Origin of the sequence: Anaerosalibacter sp. Marseille-P3206 (genome assembly GCF_900155565.1) — a bacterium.
In the GTDB taxonomy this organism is placed as follows: domain Bacteria; phylum Bacillota; class Clostridia; order Tissierellales; family Sporanaerobacteraceae; genus FUHM01.
In genome coordinates this window covers 152,981-169,835 of the sequence record NZ_FUHM01000002.1, presented here as the reverse complement: position 1 = coordinate 169,835, position 16,855 = coordinate 152,981, and the positions used below count along the sequence as shown (strand labels likewise).

Annotated in this window: 17 protein-coding genes; all 17 read right to left on the bottom strand. The window is 28.6% G+C overall.

What is annotated here, in order from left to right:
• Positions 1 to 36: 36 nt before the first annotated feature.
• Positions 37 to 297, bottom strand: coding sequence for a stage V sporulation protein SpoVS (spoVS, locus tag BQ9840_RS02050; protein WP_072744385.1), 261 nt, complete (start codon positions 295 to 297; stop codon positions 37 to 39).
• 121 nt (positions 298 to 418) lie between these two features.
• Positions 419 to 1,963, bottom strand: coding sequence for a ribonuclease Y (gene rny, locus BQ9840_RS02045; protein ID WP_234978598.1), 1,545 nt, complete (start codon positions 1,961 to 1,963; stop codon positions 419 to 421).
• A 152-nt stretch (positions 1,964 to 2,115) separates the two neighbouring features.
• Positions 2,116 to 2,772 (bottom strand): ATPase, encoded by a 657-nt coding sequence (locus BQ9840_RS02040; RefSeq protein ID WP_077367566.1) that lies wholly within the window; start codon positions 2,770 to 2,772, stop codon positions 2,116 to 2,118.
• A gap of 6 nt (positions 2,773 to 2,778) precedes the next feature.
• Positions 2,779 to 3,030 carry a hypothetical protein gene (locus tag BQ9840_RS02035; protein WP_077367564.1) on the bottom strand — a complete coding sequence of 84 codons (252 nt, stop codon included), beginning with the start codon at positions 3,028 to 3,030 and terminating at the stop codon, positions 2,779 to 2,781.
• A gap of 11 nt (positions 3,031 to 3,041) precedes the next feature.
• Positions 3,042 to 4,484, bottom strand: a complete 1,443-nt coding sequence (locus BQ9840_RS02030) for an AAA family ATPase (RefSeq protein WP_077367562.1) — start codon at positions 4,482 to 4,484, stop codon at positions 3,042 to 3,044.
• 5 nt (positions 4,485 to 4,489) lie between these two features.
• Positions 4,490 to 5,473, bottom strand: coding sequence for a metallophosphoesterase family protein (locus BQ9840_RS02025; RefSeq protein ID WP_077367560.1), 984 nt, complete (start codon positions 5,471 to 5,473; stop codon positions 4,490 to 4,492).
• Between the two features lie 49 nt (positions 5,474 to 5,522).
• Positions 5,523 to 6,566, bottom strand: coding sequence for a recombinase RecA (gene recA, locus BQ9840_RS02020; protein ID WP_077370069.1), 1,044 nt, complete (start codon positions 6,564 to 6,566; stop codon positions 5,523 to 5,525).
• Positions 6,567 to 6,660: 94 nt separating this feature from the next.
• Positions 6,661 to 7,887, bottom strand: a complete 1,227-nt coding sequence (locus BQ9840_RS02015; RefSeq protein ID WP_077367558.1) for a competence/damage-inducible protein A — start codon at positions 7,885 to 7,887, stop codon at positions 6,661 to 6,663.
• A gap of 11 nt (positions 7,888 to 7,898) precedes the next feature.
• Positions 7,899 to 8,447: a CDP-diacylglycerol--glycerol-3-phosphate 3-phosphatidyltransferase gene (pgsA, locus tag BQ9840_RS02010; RefSeq protein ID WP_077367556.1), complete on the bottom strand. Its 549-nt coding sequence runs from the start codon at positions 8,445 to 8,447 to the stop codon at positions 7,899 to 7,901.
• Entirely contained in the window at positions 8,431 to 9,768 is a 1,338-nt protein-coding gene (gene rimO, locus BQ9840_RS02005; protein ID WP_077367554.1) for a 30S ribosomal protein S12 methylthiotransferase RimO, read from the bottom strand. The genes pgsA and rimO overlap by 17 nt, the downstream gene beginning before the upstream one ends.
• A 15-nt stretch (positions 9,769 to 9,783) precedes the next feature.
• Positions 9,784 to 11,922: a DNA translocase FtsK gene (locus tag BQ9840_RS02000; protein ID WP_077367552.1), complete on the bottom strand. Its 2,139-nt coding sequence runs from the start codon at positions 11,920 to 11,922 to the stop codon at positions 9,784 to 9,786.
• A gap of 51 nt (positions 11,923 to 11,973) precedes the next feature.
• Complete coding sequence (uppP, locus tag BQ9840_RS01995; RefSeq protein ID WP_077367551.1) at positions 11,974 to 12,798, bottom strand: undecaprenyl-diphosphatase UppP; 825 nt, start codon at positions 12,796 to 12,798, stop codon at positions 11,974 to 11,976.
• Positions 12,799 to 12,872: 74 nt separating this feature from the next.
• Complete coding sequence (locus BQ9840_RS01990) at positions 12,873 to 13,562, bottom strand: ClpP family protease (RefSeq protein ID WP_077367549.1); 690 nt, start codon at positions 13,560 to 13,562, stop codon at positions 12,873 to 12,875.
• A gap of 110 nt (positions 13,563 to 13,672) precedes the next feature.
• Entirely contained in the window at positions 13,673 to 14,887 is a 1,215-nt protein-coding gene (gene dapG, locus BQ9840_RS01985) for an aspartate kinase (RefSeq protein WP_077367547.1), read from the bottom strand.
• 79 nt (positions 14,888 to 14,966) lie between these two features.
• A complete protein-coding gene (locus tag BQ9840_RS01980) occupies positions 14,967 to 15,209 on the bottom strand; it encodes a YlmC/YmxH family sporulation protein (RefSeq protein WP_077367545.1) in 243 nt (80 codons plus the stop codon).
• Between the two features lie 123 nt (positions 15,210 to 15,332).
• Positions 15,333 to 15,764 carry a dUTP diphosphatase gene (gene dut, locus BQ9840_RS01975; RefSeq protein ID WP_077367543.1) on the bottom strand — a complete coding sequence of 144 codons (432 nt, stop codon included), beginning with the start codon at positions 15,762 to 15,764 and terminating at the stop codon, positions 15,333 to 15,335.
• 189 nt (positions 15,765 to 15,953) lie between these two features.
• Positions 15,954 to 16,664 carry a polysaccharide deacetylase family protein gene (locus tag BQ9840_RS01970; protein ID WP_077367542.1) on the bottom strand — a complete coding sequence of 237 codons (711 nt, stop codon included), beginning with the start codon at positions 16,662 to 16,664 and terminating at the stop codon, positions 15,954 to 15,956.
• Positions 16,665 to 16,855 lie beyond the last annotated feature (191 nt).

Below are 16,855 nucleotides of genomic sequence, written 5' to 3'. Positions count from 1 at the left end.
ATGAAAAAACCTGCCTATATGGCAGGTTTTTAATTACTATCTAGGTTCTACAATAAGTTTAATAGCTGTTCTTTCTTCACCATCAATCTCAATATCGGTGAAAGCAGGTATACAAATAAGATCAATTCCACTTGGTGCAACAAACCCTCTTGCAATAGCAACTGCCTTAACTGCTTGATTAAGAGCTCCAGCTCCTATAGCTTGAATTTCAGCAGCACCTTTTTCTCTTAATACTCCAGCTAGTGCCCCTGCAACAGAATTTGGACTTGATTTTGCTGATACTTTTAATACATCCATTAAAATAGCCCCCTCTACTTATTTTATTTCTATTATTTAGTTTATCTTTTATATTCTACAAATAATAGAGAAATCCTCTTTTATTTATAAAATATTTACTTAAAAAATAAAATAATTAATACTATTTAGCATATTCAATTGCTCTAGTTTCTCTTATAACATTTACTTTAATTTGCCCTGGATAATCAAGTTCAGCTTCAATTCTTTTAACGATATCTCTTGCTGTATGAACAATTTCATCATCGTTAATTACTTCTGGTTTAACCATTATTCTAATCTCACGACCTGCTTGGATTGCATATGACTTTTCTATTCCATCAAATGAGTTCGCTATCTCTTCTAGCTTTTCTAATCTCTTAATATAAGCTTCTAATGTTTCTCTTCTTGCACCCGGCCTAGCAGCTGATATGGCATCAGCAGCTTGAACTAATACAGCTTCTACAGTAACTGGTTCTACATCTCCATGATGAGCTTCAATAGCATGTAATACTTCTTTTGATTCTTTATATCTTTTTGCTAAATCTACACCAATCGTTACATGTGGACCTTCAATTTCATGATCTACAGACTTTCCAATATCATGAAGAAGACCGGCCCTTTTAGCAATCTTTATATCTGCTCCTAATTCTGCTGCTATTACACCTGCTAAGTGAGAAACTTCAATAGAATGTCTTAAAACATTTTGTCCATAACTAGTTCTATATTTTAATCTTCCTAAAAGTTTTATAATTTCAGGGTGTAAACCATGAACACCAGTTTCAAATGCTGCTTGCTCTCCTTCTTCTCTTATGATATTTTCAACATCCTTCTTTGCTTTTTCTACCATTTCTTCAATTCTTGCTGGATGTATTCTTCCATCAACAATCAGTTTTTCTAAGGCTATTCTTGCAACTTCTCTTCTAATAGGATCAAAACCAGATAATACTACAGCTTCTGGCGTATCGTCTATAATCAAGTCAATACCTGTTAAAGTTTCTAATGTTCTTATATTCCTGCCTTCTCTTCCTATTATTCTACCTTTCATCTCGTCATTTGGTAATGGCACTACCGTAACTGTACTCTCAGTTACATGATCAGCAGCACATTTTTGAATTGCTATGGATATAATTTCACGTGCTTTCTTTTCTGCTTCTTCCTTTGCTTTGTTTTCCATTTCCTTAACCATAATAGCTGATTCATGGATTATTTCTTTCCTAACATCATTTAATAATAACTCCTTAGCTTCATCTGAAGTCAATCCAGATAGTCTTTCTAGCTCGTCTACCTGTCTTTCATACAACTCATTAAGCAAAACTTCTTTTTCATCTAATTCATTTGCTTTCTTGACAACTAAATCTTCTTTTTTTTCTATAGACTCACTTTTTCTATCTATAGTTTCTTCCTTATGAACTAATCTTCTTTCTAGTTTTTGTAGTTCATTTCTTCTTTCACGACTTTCTCTTTCAATATCTGTTCTCATCTTATGAACTTCTTCTTTTGCTTCAAGAAGCACTTCTTTCTTTAATGTTTCTGAATTTCTTTTTGCATCTTCAATGATTTTTTCTGCTACTTTCTCAGCATTATTAATTTTTCCTTCACCAATTGTTTTTCTTATATAAAATCCAATGATGATTCCAATAGCAGCACTTATAACTCCAATTACAACTTCGATAACAAAGCACCTCACTTTCTATTTACTTTTCAAGTTTCATATTACATATTCTGGATAATGGTAAAAATATAAACCGAGTAGTCTCGGCTTATAGAGTCTACACTATACTCTTTATATACACTACATACGATTTAATTCTATTACTTTTAACTAAATATGTCAAGTCATTAATTTGGAGTAACTCTCTCCACAACGCTTTGTGTTCCCTCTAAATGTACTCTGTATGCATTAGTGCTTATAGAAGACAAATGATTGTTATGTGTAACCATTATTACTTGTCTATCAAACATTTCTGATATCCTTTTTAAAAAATCTGCTACATTAAATATATATTCTTCACTTACATGTTTTGCTGGTTCATCTAATATAAGTGGCCCTTCAATTAATGGTTTGTGAATTTGCAGAAATGAAGTTCTAAGAGCTAATGAAATAATATCGACTACTCCTCCACCCCTTGATAACTCAGGTTTAGTTTTTATCACTTCGTCTTCTACCTTAGTAATCACATAAAATTCAGCATTAGGTTTCCCATATAACTCTTCAATTTCTATTTTAAACTCTACATTGGAGTCAAATACATACTGAAGACAATTAGTAACTATTATCTCTATTTGCTTTTTAGCTTGCTCTCTTCCATATTCTGAAGTTCTTTGAAGTAATATGTTTACCTTTTCTAACAATTCAATATCTGAATTTATTTTGGATATCTTTTTTTTATTAGCTTCTATTAATTCTAATATTTTATCTCTCTTTCCGCTTTCTCTTGATAAATAATCCTTTAATTTATTAATTTGATTATCTAATTCAATATAACTATCAATCATAATTAATCACTTCTTTTCTAAAATATCTTTAGGTAATAACTCATTTGATTCTTTAAATAGTTCTTCAATCTCAGTAGTTAGTTTTTCAATTTCCTTGTCCAAATCATCAGGATTTACACCCAAATCTTGTAATTCTTTAATGATTTCTTCCTGTTGTTTATTCAGTTGCTCTAATCGAGCTTCAGCTTTATATTTGAGAGATTTTGCCTTCTCGAGATTATCTTTTAACATATTCAATTCTTTTTCATAATCATTCATGTTAAACCCTCCTACTTATAAGTATCTACAATTTTTTGAATAGTACTTTGATCTATTTTGCTTAAACATAATGGACAAACTTCAAATTGTGATAAAAGTTTTTTATACTCTAAAAGTAAAAGTTCTGTCTCTTCCTCGCTTTTCAAAAGTGTTTTTGTTGCCTTTTTCATTTCACTTAATAATTCATCCTTCTTATATCTTAATATAATTAACTTATTTAAGATAATATTACTTTCATCTAATAATATTACCTTAGAATCAATATTATCTATTTTAGAAAATCTATCTAAGTAGTTACTTCCATAAATAATTCTATTATCTACTTCAATTTTGCTTTTTCTTAATGAATTTAAAGAAATTAATCTTTTGCATTTATTATCAATACTTCCTATATCTTTATCCACTAATTGTAGAAATTTCATTTTATTTAAAACTTGTTTGTTATATTGTAAATTTTCATCAATATATTTTTTATTAGACTGTATTTTTTTTAATTTTATACTTTTATCTACTTTTTGTTCAAGTAGATTTATGCATTTATTAACTCTATCTAAATCCTTGATTTTTCTAATTACATTTTCATTATATTTAATATTTTTATCAACATTAAATAATGTCTTTGATCTATTATCAATAAATATATATATTTTTATTTTAAAATTCAATTCTTCAATAATATCGCTGATATACTCAATTTTACCAAATTCAGTAATTATTTTATTTGCTTCCTCAATACTTTTATTTATTAGATTAAGTTTATTAGAAAGAGTTTTTAATTTCTCAACTTTACATTCTAATTTTTTAATTTTATTCTTAATATTATCTAAATGCTCAATAGTTTGTTCTAATTCCTTTAAATAACTGTATTTATTCAATTCATCTATCTGTATATTTAATTGTTCTTCTGTATTTCTTTTTAACATATTTAAACTTCGCATATCTTTTAAAGTATCAGAAACTGCATCATCTACAAAATGTACTCCTACTAACCTACCAATAGCATTTGCTCTTGTTGCAGTTTTATCAGACAATAAAAAAGGTCCTTCAAGTTGATCACTTATATTAATAGAACTAGATTGTTTCCCATCTAGATAGATTTTTTTTATGTTTATTTTATCTAATATTTCAATAGGTACATTGGTACCAAAACCTTCAAATATTGTTTCTTTTCCTTCAGCATCATATAAATAATATAAGTTTTTTGATTTACTTCTATATCTTTTAATAGCAGTATTGTCATTAAAAACAACAGTAACACTACAATCCTTTTCGCCTTCTCTTATAAAATAATCTCCTGAAGGTTCATTAAAAAGAGCCCACTTAATACCACGTATTATAGCGCTTTTTCCTTGATCAGAAGGACCCACTATAACATTTAAACTGTTATCAAATTCTAATTCAGAACTCTTATGAGATTGAAAGTTTTCAAGAATTACTTTTTTTATATACTTCATTTGGATCAATCATCTCCTGCTCTCTTCATTTGAGAAAGTGCAATTCTTCTCAATGCTTCAACTTTAACTTCTTCTGAAACCCCTTCAGCCTTAGAAACTTCTAATAATATTTCATTTACATCTAACTTATCAAAATTTGTTGTATTGTCAACTGTTTGTTTAAACTGAGCTAATCTTTCACTCTTGAATATAAAGGTTTCTATTTCCTTCCTATCAAGAACTTCTTCTCCTGGTAGTGCTGTACTAAGTGGAATAAGCTCAATATTTATACTATCATTTAACTCAATAAGTACTACTTGTGGAATTCTTTCGATTTCTCTTAAACTATTTGTTATACGGATTGTACTACCTGGATTAACAAAATATTTATGATTATCTTTTAATATACCAAAACCTGAATGATAGTGACCAGAAAGGGTAATATCTGCTTTTGTTTCTTTTATCTCATCTACTAAGGTATAAGGAATACCTTTTATGAAAGGTTTGTCTAGCAACATACCATGAACCATATGAATAGAATATTTAGCTTTTCCATCAACATAATTAACAATATATTTATCCCTATACATTTTATCATCTAGATTATAAGTATAGGGTTGTCCTGTCAATTGAACTATTATATTATCTTTTTCTAAAAATATTACTTCACTTTCTTTTATCAAATGGATAAGACCTATTTCATCAAACAAGCCCAGCATAGTCCTATTAACGGTATCTGGATTGTGACCATATATATCATGATTTCCACATATTATATAAAATGGAGCTTCAAAACTATTGAGAATTGATATGAATCTACTTACTATAGATATAGATATATCAGGACGATCAAACAAATCTCCACCATGAAAAATATAATCAACACTATATTCTTTTGATAGCCTTACAATTTCTTTTAACTTGTTTTCTAATGTATCCATTAAATTATCTTTTCTATTTTTAGGAGTAGTACCCCTTATATGAGTATCTGTAAAAAATAAAATTTTCAATTAGCAACACTCCTTGATTGTAAAACCTCCTTAATTAAATAAGGAGGTTTTACTCTTTGGATTTATCTTCACTTTCAATAGTTTCATCTAATTTTTGTTCAATGAGTCCATACTTTTCTCTAATCTTAGTTTCAATTTCTTTTGTAACTTCAGGATTTTCCTTTAAAAAGTCTTTTGCATTTTCTCTACCTTGTCCCAATTTATATTCGCCGTAGCTATACCAAGCACCTGATTTTGTAACAATATCTGAATTTGCACCTACATCTAGTATATTTCCTTCTTTAGATATTCCTTCACCATACATAATATCAAATTCAGCTTGTTTAAAAGGTGGAGCTACTTTGTTTTTAACAACTCTAACCCTTGTACGATTACCAATGACATTATCACCTTGTTTAATAGAATCAATTCTTCTTACATCTAATCTTACAGAAGAATAAAATTTTAAGGCTCTACCTCCTGTTGTAGTTTCAGGATTTCCAAACATAACTCCAACTTTTTCCCTCAATTGATTTATAAATATTATTATAGTTTGAGACTTACTTATAGAACCCGTCAATTTTCTCAATGCTTGTGACATAAGTCTAGCTTGTAACCCTACATGACTATCTCCCATATCTCCTTCTATTTCTGCTTTTGGAACCAAGGCAGCTACTGAGTCGACAACAACAATATCAACAGCACCACTTCTAACCAAAGCTTCAGCAATTTCTAAACCTTGTTCTCCTGTATCAGGTTGAGAAACAATAAGATCATCAATATTTACACCTAATTTTTGAGCATAGGAAGGGTCCAATGCATGCTCCGCATCAATAAAAGCTGCAATTCCACCAGATTTTTGTGCTTCAGCTACAGCATGTAATGCAACAGTTGTTTTACCAGAAGATTCTGGCCCAAATATTTCTATTACTCTACCTCTTGGAAGGCCTCCTATTCCCAAAGCTAAATCTAAATCTAACGAGCCTGTAGGAATAACATCAATATTCATTTTTGCATTCTCGCCTAATCTCATAATAGAACCTTTGCCAAATTGTTTCTCTATTTGATTAATAGCAACATCTAAAGCTTTTTTCTTATCATTTAAATCAGCCATATTTTCCCCAGTTAAACTGGATACACCACCTTTCATTTTCGAACGTTAGTTCTCTTGTAATCATTTTACACTATTTAAAACATATAGTCAATGATTATCTTAATAAAAATTTGCGTCCTTCATTAAATGCATAATTGGTAGCTTTTTTTTGAATGGATTCTCTGTTCCCTGAAAAATGACATTCTATTGCAAATGACTTATCTTTATCAGCTACGCCAATATAAACCAGCCCTATTGGTTTATTCTTGTCATCGCTAGAAGGACCAGCTATTCCAGTAGTCGATATAGCAATATCTACATTTGATTTTTTAAACAATCCTTCTACCATTTCAATTGCTGTTTGCTGACTGACTGCCCCGTATGTTTTTAAAGTTTCTTCTTTAACTCCTAATTCATTAATTTTAGCTTCATTGCTATAAGTAACTAATCCTCTATCAAATACCTCTGAAACACCTGGAATTCTTGTAAATCGACTTGTAATTAATCCCCCTGTGCACGATTCACAAAATGCTACTTTCATGCTTTTCTTCTTCAATAAACTATAAAAAACCTCTTCAACTGATTCATTATTATAACTATATATATAATCTCCTATTATTTTACTTACCTTATTAGTTAATTCATCTATTAACAAATCAATATTATCTTCATCTTTCCCTTTTGCAGTAATTCTAATATCTACTTGCCCTTCTTTTGCATAGGTTGCAATAGTAGGATTAGTTTGTATTTTAATTAAGCTATCTAACATATCATCTATCTGTGATTCACCTATTCCAATAGTTTTTATTACTTTTGATTTTATAATATATTCATTATCTAATAGTGGAACAACATATCTATTAAACATTGTTTTTAACTCTATAGGTGGGCCAGGTAAAAATATGACCTTCACTCCATTGCTAGATAAAAAAGCACCTGGTGCTGTACCAACATCATTTTTTAAAACAATGCTTCCTTTCGGTAGATAAGCTTGTTTGATATTATTTTCTGTCATCTGCTTGTTAATGTTTTTAAAGTATTTTTCTATTTCCTTTAAATAGAATTGATTCAATTCCAATTGAATATTTAGAAGTTCCGAAACTACTTCTTTAGTAATATCATCACTTGTAGGTCCAAGGCCACCAGTAAAAATAATTAAATTTGATCTATTAATTGCAATTTCAGTAACTTCTTTTATTCGTTCTATATTATCACCTACAACAGTATGATAATAGACATCTATTCCTAAATCTGCACATCTTTGAGATAAAAATTGTGCATCAGTGTTTATAGTATTTCCTAACAACAACTCAGTTCCTACAGAAATAATCTCAGCCTTCATAAAATCATCTCCTATTTATTTGAATCTGAATACAGTACCTGCCTATTTTTATATATATAATCTATTCCAGATATTATAGTGGTAAAAACAGATACATAAATCATAATTTTATCAAAAGGAAAATTGACATATTTAAAAGGCCAATTATTTAAAAGTAATGCGATAATAGCTATTAATTGAGTAATTGTTTTGATTTTACCTAATTTACTAGCTGCAATAGTAATTCCAGCTGAAGCAGCCAAAACTCTTAATCCTGTAATAGCAAATTCTCTAGCTATGATAACAACTACTACCCATGCTGGTACTTTTCCTAATTCAATCAATGAAATCAAAGCAGCTGAAACAAGTATTTTATCTGCAAGTGGGTCCATAAATTTCCCAAAATTAGTTATTTGATTTCTGCTCCTTGCTATATGACCATCTAATGTATCTGTAAGTGAAGCTATAATAAATATAGCTGCTGCAATATATTGACCGTTATTGATATCTGATAATAAAAATATCATAAACACTGGTACTAAAAAAATTCTGAAAATAGTTAACTTATTCGCTGTATTCATTAACAATCTCCCCCATCAAATCATATTCTAAGCAATCTTCTACCTTTATCAAAACAAAACTACCAATACTTATTTTGTTTTGACTTTTAAAGAAAACTACTCCATCAATTTCTGGACTATCTCCATATGTTCTTCCTGAGTAAAAATCGTCATCTAAACACTCTTCAATTAAAACTTTATAAACATTACCTATTTTCTTTCGATTTTCTTCTAAAGATATCTTTTGCTGTAACTCCATTAATTTATTTCTTCTTGATTGTTTTATTTCTTCATTTACCTGTCCTTCATAATTATATGCTACTGTTCCTTCTTCTTGAGAATAAGTAAATACTCCAAGCCTATCAAACCTTATGTCTCTTACATAATCATATAATTCATTGAAATGTTCTTCATTTTCTCCTGGAAATCCAACAATAATTGTTGTTCTAATAATTATATCAGGTATTTCTCTTCTTAATTTTTTAATAAGATTTGTAATTTGTTCTTTATTAGTTTTTCTATTCATTTTGCTTAAAATATCATCATTTATATGTTGAATAGGTATATCTACGTATTTTACAACTTTTTTATTTTCCTTAATAACCTTAACTAGTTCATCTGTAAAATGGTCTGGGTACATATATAATATTCTGATCCATTCTAAGTCTTGGATTTTATTTAATTCATTTAATAATTCAGCAAGTTTATATTCTCCATACAAATCTATGCCATAATCTGTAGTATTTTGAGCAATCAATATTATTTCTTTAACACCATTTTTTACCAATTGCTTGACTTCGTTAACAATATTCTCCATTCGTCTGCTTCTATATTTACCTCTTAATGTTGGTATTATGCAATAAGAACATCTATTATTACAACCTTCTGAAATTTTTACATAAGCTGAATAATTATAATTAGTTCTTTCTACCATTTCAATATAATCATTATTAATATTTTCAGTTTTAATTATTTTGTTATTTTGTTTAAGCTTATCTATAATATTCACAACTTCAGAAATATCTCCTGTCCCAATTATACCATCAACTTCTTCTATTTCTTCCATTAGTTCATTTGCATATCTTTGTGCTAAGCAACCTGCTAATATAAGATACTTGCATTTGCCATAAGTTTTATATTTTGACATTTCCCATATAATCTCTATGGATTCTTCTTTTGCATCATCAATAAAGCCACATGTATTTACAATTATTATGTCCGCTTCATCTAAATGTGTTGTAATATCGTAATTACTTTTCTTTAATAAACCCATCATTAAATCAGAGTCAATTTCATTTTTTGAGCAACCTAAAGTTACTATTGCAACATTTTTTTTCACCACATTTTTCACCTCTTATTACTGTTTAATATCATCTTTGTCTACTAATACTTTTCTAGGCTTACTTCCTTCATAACCTCCGACTATTCCTCTTTCCTCCATTTGATCAACCATTCTTGCTGCTCTTGCATATCCTACACGCAATCTTCTCTGTAATAGGGATATTGAAGCCTGTCCTTCATCAATAACTAGATTAATAGCATCTGGAAGCAATTCGTCAACATTGTCATCTATTTGAACCTCATTATTTTTAATAGATTCTAGTAGTTCTTCATCGTATTCTACAACTGTTTGACTTTTTAGAAAGGTTACTACTTCTTCAACTTCTTCATCATCTATAAAAGCACCTTGTATCCTCACTGGCTTGGGTATATCAGATGGGAAGAAAAGCATATCTCCTTGTCCTAATAGTTTTTCAGCACCACTCATGTCTAATATAGTTCTTGAATCAATCTGAGAAGTTACAGCAAAGGAAATCCTTGATGGAATATTTGCCTTTATAGTTCCTGTTATTACATCAACAGATGGCCTTTGTGTAGCCACTATTAAATGCATACCTGCAGCTCTAGCCATTTGTGCTAATCTACAAATATAATCTTCTATCTCTTGAGCCGCCACCATCATTAAATCAGCTAATTCATCAATTATTATTATTATTAAAGGCAATTTCTCTTTAGATTCATCATTTTTAAATTTTTGATTATAGCTTTTAATATCTCTAACACTATTTTTAGCAAATAGTTTATATCTTCTATTCATTTCTTCTACTGCCCAATAAAGTGAACCTTGAGCCTTTTTTGCATCTGTAACAACTGGTATTAATAAATGTGGTATATCATTATAGACATTTAATTCCACTACTTTAGGATCAATCAAAATAAGTTTAACTTCCTCTGGATTTGATTTAAATAATATACTCATAATAATAGTATTAATACAAACACTCTTTCCTGAACCTGTTGCACCAGCAATCAATAGATGTGGCATTTTTTCTATTGAAGTAACTATAGGTTTACCAGCTATGTTTTTTCCCAAAGCAAAAGGTACCTTTGATTTTATTTCGTTATATTCCTGTGATAACAGCATCTCTTTGAGACTAACAACCATCTTATTTTTATTTGGAACTTCTATTCCTACTGCAGCCTTACCTGGGATAGGAGCTTCTATTCTTACATCTGAAGTTGCCAAATTTAACGAAATATCATCTGACAAATTAACTATTTTACTAACTTTAACTCCAGGTGCGGGTTGTAATTCATAACATGTAATAGTAGGCCCTTTGCTAATTTGAATAATATTTGCATCAACTCCAAAGTTTTTCATAGTCTCTTCTATTTTTTTAGCATTAGTTAAGATTTCTTTTTTATCATCAAGTCCAATTTTATCAAATCTATCTTTTAGTAAATCTGTTGAAGGGAACTGATAATTATCTAGATTAACATTAGGTTTGAAGTTAATATCTTTATAATTATCCTGAGTTTCAACTGTTTGTCTCTTTGAATAATCTAGTATTTTAATATTTTGATTCTTATCTTCTAAACTATCTACTATTCTTTCACTCTTTTTTATTTCTTCATTTTTATTATAGTTGTTAATTTTTATAGATTTAAGTTTAGGTTTTGTTTTTTGTTTTGAAAATAGATCTTTTAATTTTATTTCAGTAATTAATAAGAAATTAACAAAAATTACTATAGATAATATAATATAAGAACCTAAGGTACCAAACAGCTTAAAAAAAACGAAACCTAAAAAGCCTCCTATTAATCCTCCACCTAATCCTTTTTGACTATAACTAAAGGCCAAATTTATTCGTTCAGTAAAAGAGTCATTCTTCAAAAGTTTGATATCTAAAATTATAATGAAACATAAAAAAATCAAAAGCAAGTATATAGATTTCCTGTTATTTTCAACATCTGCAGTTGTTAAAATAAAACAGAATCCAATGAAAATAATGATTAAAGGAAATATGTAACCTGCAAATCCCATTAAGGTTAAAAAAACATTTTTAAGTAAATTGCCAACTACACCAGTTTTATTACTAAACAAACTTAAAAGTGAAAGTATTCCTATTGAGACAATTATTATTCCTAAAATATCTTTATTAATATTTTTTTTACTGTTTTTAGTTTTATTTCTTTTTTTACTTTTATTTTTCAAAACATTCACCTCTAGGTTTATTTCTACAGAAGATTATAAAATCCTCTTTATTTAAAATAATTGGTATATCAATAAAAATATTCCTAGAGCCCATAGATAATATGAGAAGTAATGTAATTTTTTATTTTGAAGTAGTTTTATTAATAATCTAAGTGAAACAATTCCTACAATAGCTGAAATTATTACTCCTGTGATTAAGGGTAATGAAAAATAAACCTCACTACCTGTTTCAACAACATCTTTGATACCTAATAAAGCAGCACCAAAAGTTGCTGGTAAAGCAAGTAAAAAAGAGTATTCAGTAGCTAAGTTTCTATCTAAACCTCTAAAAAGTCCTCCAGCTATTGTAGAACCAGATCTAGAAATACCTGGTATTATGGCAATTCCTTGAAAAGTACCTATTACAAGAGAATCAACATAACTCATGTTTTTTACCTTCTTATGTCCTCTAGATTTCTTATCTACTATCCACAATATAAAACCAGTAATTATAAAAGCTACACTTATGGATAATAATGAAGAATATAATTTTTCAAATGTATCTTGAAATAGTAACCCAATAATAGCAGTAGGAATGCTTCCAACTATAATTAAGATAGCCATCTTCTGATATATATTTGTAATTTTAAATTTCTTATTTTTTATACCCTGTCCTATCATCTTGAAAAACTCAACTATTATTTTTATAATATCATTAAAGAACACTACAAAAATTGAGATTAAGGTTCCAAAGTGTAACATCTCGGTAAAAAACAAATTCCCTTCTTTGATACCAAAAATACGTTGTAATACTACTAAATGTCCAGAACTACTAATTGGAAGGAATTCACTAATTCCTTGAAATATACCTAATATTATTGCTTGAAAATAAGTCAAAAAAAACCCCCCTTAAAATTTAAAATCTGATTACTTCTGTATTATAGCATAATTTCATATATTATACTATTATATTAATCCATAAGACTTCTTAGTTTATTTAATGCATCACTAAAGCCACCAACTTCATCAATTAAGCCATAATCAACTGCCTCTTGACCTATAAGTATTGTTCCAACATCATTAGCTATTTCATCTGTTGCATACATAAGATCCTTTAAAACCTTTATATCTATATTAGATGTTCGAACTATAAAATTTATGATTCTTTGTTGCATCTTTTCAAAATATCTAAAGGTTTGAGGTCCACCTATAACCAAACCTGTAGTTCTAATTGGGTGTATGGTCATAGAAGCTGAAGGTACAATATATGAATAGTCTGTAGCTATAGCAAGTGGCACTCCTACACTATGCCCTCCTCCAAGTACTAAAGATACCTTAGGCTTATCTATACTTGTTATCATTTCTGCAAGTGCTAATCCTGCTTCTACATCTCCACCAATAGTATTTAATATTATAAATATCCCTTTAATCTTTGGATCCTCAACTGCTGATATAAGCAAAGGAATAAGATGTTCATACTTTGTAGCCTTCTTTTGTGGAGGAGCCATTATATGTCCTTCTATTTCTCCTATTATAGTTAAAAACTGAATGTCATTAGGCATAGTTGAAATTTGCATCATACCTACTTCTTTTAGACTTTCTAATTCATCCTTGTTTTCTTCAATTTCTTCAATTTTGTTTGATAAATTATTTTTTTTCATTTTATAATTCCCTCCAAATTATAATCAATATTAATAATAGTTTTTACTATTTACACAATAATATCCCCAATAAAAAAGCATAATTATCATATAGATAATTATGCTTTTTATTATTGGTAAAGTTTAAATTCCTTATGGAGAGCATTAATTGCTTTATCAGTATCTTTCTCTTCAATTAAACACCATATAGTATTGTGAGAATCCGAGGATTGTAAAATTTTAATATTCTCTTTTAGTAGTGCTTTTACTATTCTAGCCATAACACCTGGTACGCCTCTCATTTTATACCCTATAGCACTTAGCTTACAACAGTTTTTTACTATTTTATAACTATAATCTCCACTATCCATTATTTTTTTTAATTTTAGTACGTCTTCATTATCAATAGTAAAAACCTTTTTATCGATAAAAAAGTTTATCAAGTCAATACTAACATTATTTGAAGTTAACTCTTCCATTAATTTTTCAGTTTTATTCTCATTATTATCCAAATCTAATATTACTTGTACCCTACCTTTTTTATAAGTGATTGCTGTAATAATTTTATCTTCCTGCATAGTGTTGTTTCCACTATAATACATTCTCTCTAATGTTTCAACTTTAGTTCCTTCATTTTCTGAAAAAGTATTTAATATTCTTATAGGAATTTTGGATTCCTGAGCAATTGCTACAGCCTTAGGATGAATGACTTTAGCACCATCTTCTGCTAGTTGATAAACTTCAGAGTAACACATGTTTTCTAATACTTTAGCATCTGGAACAATATTCGGATCAGCCGTCATAATTCCATCAACATCAGTATATATTTCTACCCACTGGCTATTGAGTGCTTTTCCCAATGCAACAGCTGTAATGTCACTACCACCTCTACCTAATGTAGTTATTTCACCGTTCCTATTTGCACCTTGAAAACCTGCTACAATAACTATATAACCTTTATCTAAACCTTTAATTAATTTTTCAGGATTGATTTCAATAATATCTGCATTGCCAAAATTATCATCCGTGACAATACCTGCCTGATAACCTGTATATACAATAGATTTATATCCTTTTTCATTTAAAGTACTCGAAAGTACTACAGCCGAAATTATCTCACCACATGAAAGTAATAAATCCTTATCCCTATAAGAAACAGTATTTGTATTTATTAGGTCAATTAAAGAATCTGTAGAATATGGATTGCCTTTTCTACCTATTGCAGAAACAGTTACAACTACATTATAACCTTGATTATGTTTATTGATTATTTTAGAAACAACTCTTTCTCTACTTTCCTCTGAAGCTAAAGATGTACCACCAAATTTTTGTATTATTGTATTCATTCTGTATTTCACCTCTTTATCTTTTATCGATAGTTTATATTATGTGTTTATACTAAAAAAAGTGAAAAAATTATACTATTTAGTAATCTTCTAATTCAACTATTATCATATCATTGCCAATTTTTCTAATACAATCCCATGGAATCTCGATTTCTTCTCTTTCTCCAAACAATTTAAATTGTATTCTTCTATCAGGGATTAATAAAGAAATAATTTTGCCTGTTTTCTCATCAATAATAATGTCTGAATCAGCAATAACGCCAAGTCTTCCACCATCATTTAAATTAACTATTTCTTTTCCTCCTAAATCATTTAATCGCATAATGATACCTCCATATATTATATAATACAAAATAATTTTTTTCTAATTAAGTTGATTATTATATTATATTCTTTTGTATTATATATATGTTATATCAATTATGATAAGATCAGATATGATATCTTAATACCCTGTATGACCAAAACCGCCATCTCCTCTTGATGTTTCATCTAGAGATTCAACTTCTACTAATGAAATTGTTTCATACTTTAAAAATACTAACTGAGCTATTCTATCCCCTCTATTAATTTTGAAATCTTCATTACCTAGATTAATAAGTATAACTTTTATTTCTCCTCTATAATCGCTGTCAATGGTACCAATGCCATTGGCTAATGTTATTCCATGCTTTAAAGCTAATCCACTTCTTGCTCTAACTTGAGCTTCATATCCAATGGGAATAGATAGATATATCCCAGTTGGCACTAATACTCTTTCAAATGGTTTTAAAATCATTGTTTCTTTTATATTTGCATATAAGTCAAGTCCAGCTGAACCTTCAGTTTTATATTCAGGATTGGGGAATGGACTTTTGTTTACAATTTTAATTTTCACAAAATCACCTCAACTAAATAAAATATCATTAACATTAATAACTATATTACTAGGTATATAATGAGTATTAAAATAATTGACTATTGTTTCTCTGCCCCCAGAATAGGAAATGCAAGAGATGTATTTTAAAATATGATTTCAGATAATAGCTTATATACAATGTTTAATAAAAGGAAAACGTAAAAATTCTTATTTTATTACATCACTAATATTTCCTATATGAAATCCATCTTTTTTTAATGATTTTATAACATATGGTAGTGCCTTTATAGTGTTTTCCTTAGGATGCATAAGAACTATATGAGAATTGTCAGCTTTAGTTAATATTCTTTGTACTATCAATTCTTCTGTTGTATCTTCTCTCCAATCAATTGTATCAATACTCCACATAATTATATCATAATTTAATTCATTTGCTGCTTTAATCGTATTATCATTAAAGGATCCTGATGGTGGAGCGAAATATTTACAATCAATACCTAAAATATTATATACTACATTGTGACATTTTTCTATCTCACTTTTATTTATCTCATAGTTCAATTTCCCATAGTCTCTATGTGAATATCCATGATTACCTATTTGATGACCACGATTATATATTTCTTTAAGTAACGACTCATTCTTCTCTGCCCATTTCCCAGTAACAAAAAAAGTTATAGATATATCCTCCTCTTCTAATATATCTAGAAGCTTAGGAATGTACTCTTCTCCCCAATCTACATTACAAGCAAAAGCAATTACCTTTTTATCAATATTCCCATTATAATATATATCTCTAGCAAATGTTTCACTATCCCTATTTCTTATTCCAACTCGTATAAAACTTAAAAAAATAATTGTAACAATAGCTATTAAAATAATATAAATAACTTTTTTCTTAATATACATTATCTTCATTACAAATCGCCTCCAAAATATATTCTATATAATATATTCATGAAGACTTGAAAATATTTTTAAAAAACATAATATTGCATAAAAAAGGCTTCTATCAGAACATAATAAGGAAGCCTTTTTTGAAACTCATTTCGGAAAGTTTTATATTAAGGAAAACTAGAACTTTCCTATGAGTTATAAAAAAACATGAA

What these genes read in the sequence shown, in the direction of transcription:
- spoVS (WP_072744385.1), bottom strand. Translation starts at nt 297, where the DNA reads ATGGATGTATTAAAAGTATCAGCAAAATCAAGTCCAAATTCTGTTGCA.
- BQ9840_RS02040 (WP_077367566.1), bottom strand. Translation starts at nt 2,772, where the DNA reads ATGATTGATAGTTATATTGAATTAGATAATCAAATTAATAAATTAAAG.
- BQ9840_RS02035 (WP_077367564.1), bottom strand. Translation starts at nt 3,030, where the DNA reads ATGAATGATTATGAAAAAGAATTGAATATGTTAAAAGATAATCTCGAG.
- BQ9840_RS02030 (WP_077367562.1), bottom strand. Translation starts at nt 4,484, where the DNA reads ATGAAGTATATAAAAAAAGTAATTCTTGAAAACTTTCAATCTCATAAG.
- recA (WP_077370069.1), bottom strand. Translation starts at nt 6,566, where the DNA reads ATGGCTGATTTAAATGATAAGAAAAAAGCTTTAGATGTTGCTATTAAT.
- BQ9840_RS02015 (WP_077367558.1), bottom strand. Translation starts at nt 7,887, where the DNA reads ATGAAGGCTGAGATTATTTCTGTAGGAACTGAGTTGTTGTTAGGAAAT.
- pgsA (WP_077367556.1), bottom strand. Translation starts at nt 8,447, where the DNA reads ATGAATACAGCGAATAAGTTAACTATTTTCAGAATTTTTTTAGTACCA.
- BQ9840_RS01990 (WP_077367549.1), bottom strand. Translation starts at nt 13,562, where the DNA reads ATGAAAAAAAATAATTTATCAAACAAAATTGAAGAAATTGAAGAAAAC.
- dapG (WP_077367547.1), bottom strand. Translation starts at nt 14,887, where the DNA reads ATGAATACAATAATACAAAAATTTGGTGGTACATCTTTAGCTTCAGAG.
- BQ9840_RS01980 (WP_077367545.1), bottom strand. Translation starts at nt 15,209, where the DNA reads ATGCGATTAAATGATTTAGGAGGAAAAGAAATAGTTAATTTAAATGAT.
- BQ9840_RS01970 (WP_077367542.1), bottom strand. Translation starts at nt 16,664, where the DNA reads ATGAAGATAATGTATATTAAGAAAAAAGTTATTTATATTATTTTAATA.